At 73.0% G+C, this 6026-nt stretch carries 4 protein-coding genes, 8 pseudogenes and 1 riboswitch; of the genes and pseudogenes, 5 read left to right on the top strand and 7 right to left on the bottom strand.

What is annotated here, in order from left to right; genetic code table 11:
• Window positions 1-141 (bottom strand): annotated as a pseudogene (locus tag UG55_RS44080) (threonine synthase); the annotation flags it as partial.
• 1 nt (window position 142) lies between these two features.
• Window positions 143-646, bottom strand: a pseudogene (locus UG55_RS45800) (pyridoxal-phosphate dependent enzyme); the annotation flags it as partial.
• Window positions 647-655: 9 nt separating this feature from the next.
• Window positions 656-776, bottom strand: a riboswitch (SAM riboswitch).
• Between the two features lie 99 nt (window positions 777-875).
• Between UG55_RS45800 and UG55_RS44090 the strand changes: the two are divergent.
• The 4 genes and pseudogenes from UG55_RS44090 to UG55_RS44095 all read left to right on the top strand — a co-directional run.
• Window positions 876-1020 (top strand): annotated as a pseudogene (locus UG55_RS44090) (HAD family phosphatase); the annotation flags it as partial.
• A gap of 1 nt (window position 1021) precedes the next feature.
• Window positions 1022-1684, top strand: a pseudogene (locus UG55_RS25925) (HAD hydrolase family protein); the annotation flags it as partial.
• Between the two features lie 111 nt (window positions 1685-1795).
• Window positions 1796-3060, top strand: a 1265-nt coding sequence (locus UG55_RS25930; RefSeq protein ID WP_242425128.1) for a trehalose-6-phosphate synthase, incomplete at its 3' end; no start/stop codon positions are given.
• 1 nt (window position 3061) lies between these two features.
• Window positions 3062-3331 (top strand): annotated as a pseudogene (locus UG55_RS44095) (trehalose-6-phosphate synthase); the annotation flags it as partial.
• On the opposite strand, the gene otsB reads toward UG55_RS44095, so the two are convergent.
• From otsB to UG55_RS25945, 4 genes and pseudogenes are all read right to left on the bottom strand, one after another.
• Complete coding sequence (gene otsB / locus UG55_RS25935; RefSeq protein ID WP_066074404.1) at window positions 3291-4157, bottom strand: trehalose-phosphatase; 867 nt, start codon at window positions 4155-4157, stop codon at window positions 3291-3293. The pseudogene UG55_RS44095 and the gene otsB overlap by 41 nt on opposite strands.
• Before the next feature lie 96 nt (window positions 4158-4253).
• Window positions 4254-4345 (bottom strand): annotated as a pseudogene (locus UG55_RS45805) (LytR family transcriptional regulator); the annotation flags it as partial.
• 1 nt (window position 4346) lies between these two features.
• Window positions 4347-4793 (bottom strand): annotated as a pseudogene (locus UG55_RS25940) (LytR C-terminal domain-containing protein); the annotation flags it as partial.
• 109 nt (window positions 4794-4902) lie between these two features.
• Window positions 4903-5196, bottom strand: a complete 294-nt coding sequence (locus UG55_RS25945; protein WP_066074409.1) for a DUF3263 domain-containing protein — start codon at window positions 5194-5196, stop codon at window positions 4903-4905.
• A 187-nt stretch (window positions 5197-5383) separates the two neighbouring features.
• Here UG55_RS25945 and UG55_RS27970 point away from each other — a divergent pair, with 187 nt between their 5' ends.
• Window positions 5384-5887, top strand: coding sequence for an RNHCP domain-containing protein (locus tag UG55_RS27970; protein ID WP_396231024.1), 504 nt, complete (start codon window positions 5384-5386; stop codon window positions 5885-5887).
• Here the strand turns inward: UG55_RS27970 and UG55_RS25950 are convergent.
• A pseudogene (locus UG55_RS25950) lies at window positions 5832-6026 on the bottom strand (glutamate dehydrogenase); the annotation flags it as partial. The gene UG55_RS27970 and the pseudogene UG55_RS25950 overlap by 56 nt on opposite strands.

Genomic DNA, 6026 nt, shown 5'->3' on the forward strand with positions numbered 1-6026 from the left:
CGAACGCCCACTCGTACTCGCCGGCGAGTTCGCTGCACAGCCGGTTCACATCGTCGTAGTTGCCCTTGATGGCGACCAGGGTGCCGCCGTACACCGCGGTCGACACGGTTTTGCCGGCTTCCAGGTCGTGCGGGACGAGCANGACGGAGCGCAGCCCGGCGGACGCCGCGTGCGCGGCCACCGACTGGGCGAGGTTGCCGGTGGACGCGCAGGCCACGGTTGTGAAGCCGAGCTCGCGAGCGGCGGTGAGGGCGACCGAGACGACGCGGTCCTTGAACGAGTGTGTCGGGTTCGCGCTGTCGTCCTTCACCCACAGGGAGCGCATCCCCAGCTCGGCGGCCAGGCGCGGGGCGGGCCGCAGCGGGGTCCACCCGGCGTCCAGGGAGACCCGCCGCTCGGCGGCGTGCCCGGCGGGTAGCAGGCCCACGTAACGCCACAGGTTCTGCGGGCCGGCCTCGATCGACTTCCGGGTCACCCGGCGGAGACGGTCCTCGTCGTAGGTGATCTCAAGGGGAGCGAAACACTCCACACACACGTGGGTGGGTGACAGTGGGTAGGTGGCGCCGCAGTGACGACAGGACAGCGAAACGGCGGGGTTCGCGGCATCCGGGCTCGGGAGAGTGGCGCGCTCGGGCGCGAGAGTCATGCGATGTACTCCTCATCTTTCCCGGGCGCCGGCATGCGCCCCGGGTCGGAATTAGCACCTGCCGCGCAGGGATGCGTCGGTGGTTGCCGGGGCTTCGCTGGGCCGTTCCCTCTGCCCCTCTGGATGAGCCAGATGAAGTTGTCTGTCCGTACTGTAGTCCGCGTGCGGGCGGACGTGCACCGTAGTTTATGCGGTCGGACGGGTGTCATGAACCAAGGGAGACGTTGGCGTGTCAGTACGTGTCGTCTACACCGATCTTGACGGAACGATGGTCGGCCCACGCGGATGTTTCTTCCGTCAGGAGGGCGGCGCGACGACCCTGGAGCCCGCCCGTGCGCTGTCCGACCTGCATGACTCGGGCATCGCCCTCGTCCNGGTCTCCGGGCGGACGAGGCCGCAGCTTGTGGAGGCGGCCAGCATCTTCGGTGCCGACGGCTTCATCGGCGAGCTGGGCGCCATCGTCGGTTGGACCAGCGGGACCTGGCTCGACAGCGAGATCCTGCGCGGCGCGATGCCCGACTCCTACAAGCAGGTGCCCGAGAGCCTGCTCGACGAGCTGATCCGGCGGTACCCGGGGCGTCTCGAGCTGCACAAGCCCTGGCACGCCGGCCGGGAGATCGACGTCATGCTGCGCGGCCGGATCGATGTCCCCGAGGTGGACAGGTGGCTCGTCGAGGAGGGCTTCGGCTGGCTGAGCATGCGTGACAACGGCCTGATCTCGCAGGCGAACATGCCCGACCTGGGTGTGGTGCCGCACGTCTACCACCTGGTGCCGGACGGGGTGGGCAAGGGCGAGGCCGTGGCGTACGACCTCAAACGGCGCGGGATCGACCCGAGTGAGGCGATCGCCATCGGGGACTCGGCCAGCGACCTGGAGATGGCCCGCTCGGTCGGGCGGATGCACCTGGTGGCCAACGCGGTCCGCCACCCCGACATCGCGCGGCTGCTCACCGAGCACGACAACGTGGTCGTGGAGGATGGCGCCGTCGGGCTGGGCTGGGCGAGCGCGGTCCGGAGCGCGATCAGCACCGTGAGCCGNGGGTAGGCGGCCACGCGAGCGGGGGCGCGGCCGACGCCCGGTCACCCCGCGGTGTGGGGATGAGCCTCCGAGGTGACACCTGATGGCCTACGCTCCGCTGTGTGCGTCACATGCCGGGCATCGGGGAGGTCGCGGCGTCAGGTGGCGAGCCTCCGTCCCATGCCGATCTGCTGGTCGCGTCGAACCGGGGTCCGGTCTCCTTCGCCGTCGGTGACGACGGCGAGCTGGTTCCCAGGCGCGGCGGAGGAGGGCTCGTCAGCGGGCTCGCCCAGGTGGTGCAGGACACCCCCGACGACGGCGGTGAGCTGCTGTGGGTCTGCACCGCGCTGAGCGAGGCCGACCGGCGGGCCGCCCGCGCCGCGCCCGGGGGGCGTCTCGACCGGCTCGGGTACGACACGGGCGGTGCCTCCGTCCAGATGATCGACCTGGACCGGGTGCTGTTCGACCGGGCCTACAACGGCGTCGCGAACCGGACCCTCTGGTTCGTCCTGCATCTGCTGCACTCGCCGTCGGTGGGGCCGAGCTTCGGGGCGTCGTTCCGGCAGGACTGGGCCGCCTACGAGGACTACAACGCCGCGTTCGCGGCGGCGCTGGCCGACCAGGCCGCGCCGGGGGCGTGTGTGCTCGTCCAGGACTACCACCTGACGCTGGTGCCGGCCCTGCTCCGCAGGACCCGGCCGGACCTGCGCATCGCGCACTTCAGCCACACGCCCTGGTCGCCGCCGGAGTACTTCCGGATGCTGCCGGACGCCGTGGCGGCGGCGATCCTGGAGGGCATGCTCGGGGCCGACTGCCTCGGGTTCCTGGCGCCGGCGTGGGCGGCGGCGTTCCGGGACTGCTGCGCCGAGATCCTCGGCGCCGCGGTGGAGGGGGACGAGGTGCGCACCGGCGGCCGCTCGGTCCGCACCAGCCTGTACCCACTCGGCGTGGACGCCGCGGAGCTCCGCGACCGGGTCACCCGGCCGGACGTCCGCGCCCGCGCGGACGAGCTTCGTGAGCTGGCCGGGGACTGCCGGCTGGTGGTGCGGGTGGACCGCACCGAGCTGTCGAAGAACATCGTGCGGGGCCTGGACGCCTACCGCGAGCTGCTGCGGACCCATCCGGAATGGCATGGCCGGGTGATGCACCTGGTCTGCGCGTATCCGTCACGCCACGATCTGCCCGAGTACCGCGAGTACACCGCGGCCGTCCAGCGCCTGGCCGCCGAGATCGAGGCCGAGTTCGGCACGGCGCGCTGGCTGCCCGTGCACCTGGAGATCAGCGACGACTTCCCGCGCTCGCTGGCCGCGATGAGCCTGGCGGACGTCCTCGTGGTGAACCCCATCCGGGACGGGATGAACCTCGTCGCCAAGGAGGGGATGGTGGTCTCGGCCGANGGTGCCGTGCTCGTCCTCTCCCGGGAGGCGGGGGCCTGCTCGCAGATGGCCACCGACTCGTTGGTGGTGAACCCGTTCGACGTCACCGCCACCGCGGAGGCGATGCACACCGCGCTCACGATGCCGTCGGCCGAGCGCCATGCCCGGGCGGCCCGCCTGGCCGCGATCGCCGGGGAGCTGCCCCCGCGCGCCTGGTTCCGGGCGCAGCTCGACGACATCGCGGCCGAGGTCAGGTTCCCAGCCGGTCGGCAAGGACCTCCAGCAGGGTGACCATGCCGGCCGGGCCGCCCACGACGAGGTCCGCCCGTTCGCGCAGCACCTCCGGGACCTCAGGGCTGTCGCTGCACACGGTGATGCCGCCGATCCCGCTGGCACGCAGTTCGTCGACCGCCTCGAAGGCGGGCAGGTCGCCGTAGTCGTCACCGGCGACCAGCAGCGACCGCGCGCCCCGCTCGGCCGCCAGCGCGCGCAACGCCTGGCCCTTGTCATGCCCGGGCGGGCGCAGCTCCAGCACGCGCTTGCCGGGTGCCGCCTCCAGCCCGTGTTCCTGCGCGAGCCGGCTCAGCGCCGGGGCGAGCGCCGCGAGAGTGGCGTCCGGGTCGGCGGTCCGCCGGACGTGGACGACCAGCGCGTGCCGCTTGTCCTCGACGGACGTCCCGGGCGGCGCGTCGATCAGGGCCTCGGCGAGGGCCGTGCGCAGGGTGCTCACCCCGGGCAGCGGGTCCGGGCTGGTGACCTGCCCCGTCTCGGCGTCCCACCGCTGCAGCCCGTACTGGCCGAGGACGAGCAGCCGGCCCAGGTCAGCGGACCGCTGCGCCTGGGTGAGGCTGAGGACGACGTCCACCGGTCGGCCGGTGATGATCGCCACGGTGCCGACCCGGCGGGCGATCCGGCCCAGCGCCGCCATGGCGCCGGGGGCGGGAACCGCGTCGGCGGGCCGGGCCACGATGGGTGCGAGGGTGCCGTCGTAGTCCAGGGCGATCAGGGCCTTCTCCGGCGCGGTCAGCAGCGCGGCCAGGCCGGCACCGCCGGCCAGGGTGCGGGGGGTCGGAGTGGGCTCCACGGTGGCGGGCGGTGAGGTGGAGGATTCGGTCACGGTGCCTTCCCTCAGCTGAGCTGGGCGGTTCTGGGGGTGCTGGCCCCGGCTGGCGGGCTGCCGTCAGGGCTGGTCGTCGGCGGGGNAGTCCCTGGNGATGACCAGGATGAGAGTGTCTGTCTCGACGATCCTCGTCTCCGCGCGGGGGACCATTCGCTCGACTCCGGCGACGGTTTCCAACAGGGTGCNGGCGGCGTCGGCGTCCTCGGGATCGTAGAAGACGGTGGACACCGCGACGTTGTACTTGGACACGTAGTTACCGACCCGTTCCACCCTGAAGCCGGCTGCCTCCACCCGGTCGGCCGCGCGGTCGGCGAGGCCCGCGATGCGGGAGTTGTTCAGTACGACGACGGGAGCGAAGACCCGCGGGGCCGCGGTTGCCGGGGCGGGGGGCGGTTCCACGGCCGGGGCGGATCTCGGGGTCGGTGACGGCTCGGCGGCCGGTTCCGTCGCCTCCGCGCTCGGCGAGCTTGCCGCGCCTGGTGAGGTCGGTGAGCTCGGTGAGCTCGACGTGGGTTTCGGCTGCCCCGGGTCCGCTGCCGTCGCCGGGCCCGCCGCTGTGGCGGGGGGCGGTGTGCTGCCCACCGCGGCAGCGTCGTCGGTGTCGGGCGGGCCGTGGAACAGGTTCACCAGCATGATGCCGGCCAGCACCGCCAGCACGGCCACCGCGGCGGCTCCCGCCGTACGCAGGCGGTCACCTCCGCGGTGCCGGTAGGTGTGGGAGCCACTGGGCACGGGGCTCTCCTCAGTCGTCGGGACCGTCGCCGCCGGGCGCGCCGGCGTCGTCCAGGGCGCCGGCGCGGGCGCGCCGGCGTTCGTCGCGCAGCCGCAGCAGCCGGCCGACGAGCATCGGTTCCGCGGCCAGTGCGGCTGGTGAGTCGATCAGGATGTTCAGGATCTGGTAGTAGCGGGTCGACGACAGACCGAACTCGGCCCGGATCGCGGCGTCCTTCGCGCCGGGATGGCGCCAGCGCAGCTTCTCGAACGCCAGGATCCGGGCGTCGCGCTCGTTCAGCTCGCCCGCACGGGCGGCGTCCACAGTGGAGAACCTCCTTGCGGGGCGACCTCGCTACGGAGGCACTGGAACGGGCGTGACACACCACGTGGCCGTGGCCGCCGCCCACTATTTCACCCTGTGGGCCCCACATCCCCGTTCGTTCCCCGGACACTCCCGGCGCGTCGGCCGTCGGTGGCCCATACCGCGCAGCGACCCATACCGTTGGGTGGTGCAACCGCGCGAGGACGGGACCGGCGAGACGGTGCCCGGCGAGACGGTGCCCGGCGAGACGGTGCCAGCCGAGGGCGGGCGCCGTTCCGCGCGCCGCTTCGCGCGCACGCCGGAGGATTTCGAGTGCCTGGTGTGCGGCACCGCCGTCCGCGGCGACGGCTACACGAACCACTGCCCGGCCTGCCTGTGGTCGCGGCATGTGGACGTCCACCCCGGCGACCGCGCGGCGGCGTGCCGTGGGCTGATGCGCCCGGTGGCGGTGGAGGTCGGTGCCTGGGAGACCGTCCTGACCCATCACTGTGAGGGCTGTGGCCACCGCCGCCGCAACCGGACGTCGCCCGCCGACGCGGAGGCCGCCCTGTTCGCGCTCGCCGCGCGGGTCGCCGAGGACGTCAGCCGCGGTGGTGCACCTGGGCTGGGTGAACCGGGGCTCGGGGGACCGGCACTCAGGGGTAGAGGCCCCGTGTCCGGTGCGCCTCGGCGACGCGGGCGACGCCGATGATGTGCGCGGCGGTGCGCAGGCTCACCCGCCGCTCACGGGCCAGCGCCGACACCTCTCGGTAGGCCCGCTGCATCAGCTCGCGCAGCCGGTCGTTCACCTGGTCCTCGGACCAGAAGTAGGCCTGGATGTCCTGCACCCA

Source organism: Frankia sp. EI5c (assembly GCF_001636565.1).
GTDB lineage: Bacteria > Actinomycetota > Actinomycetes > Frankiales > Frankiaceae > Parafrankia.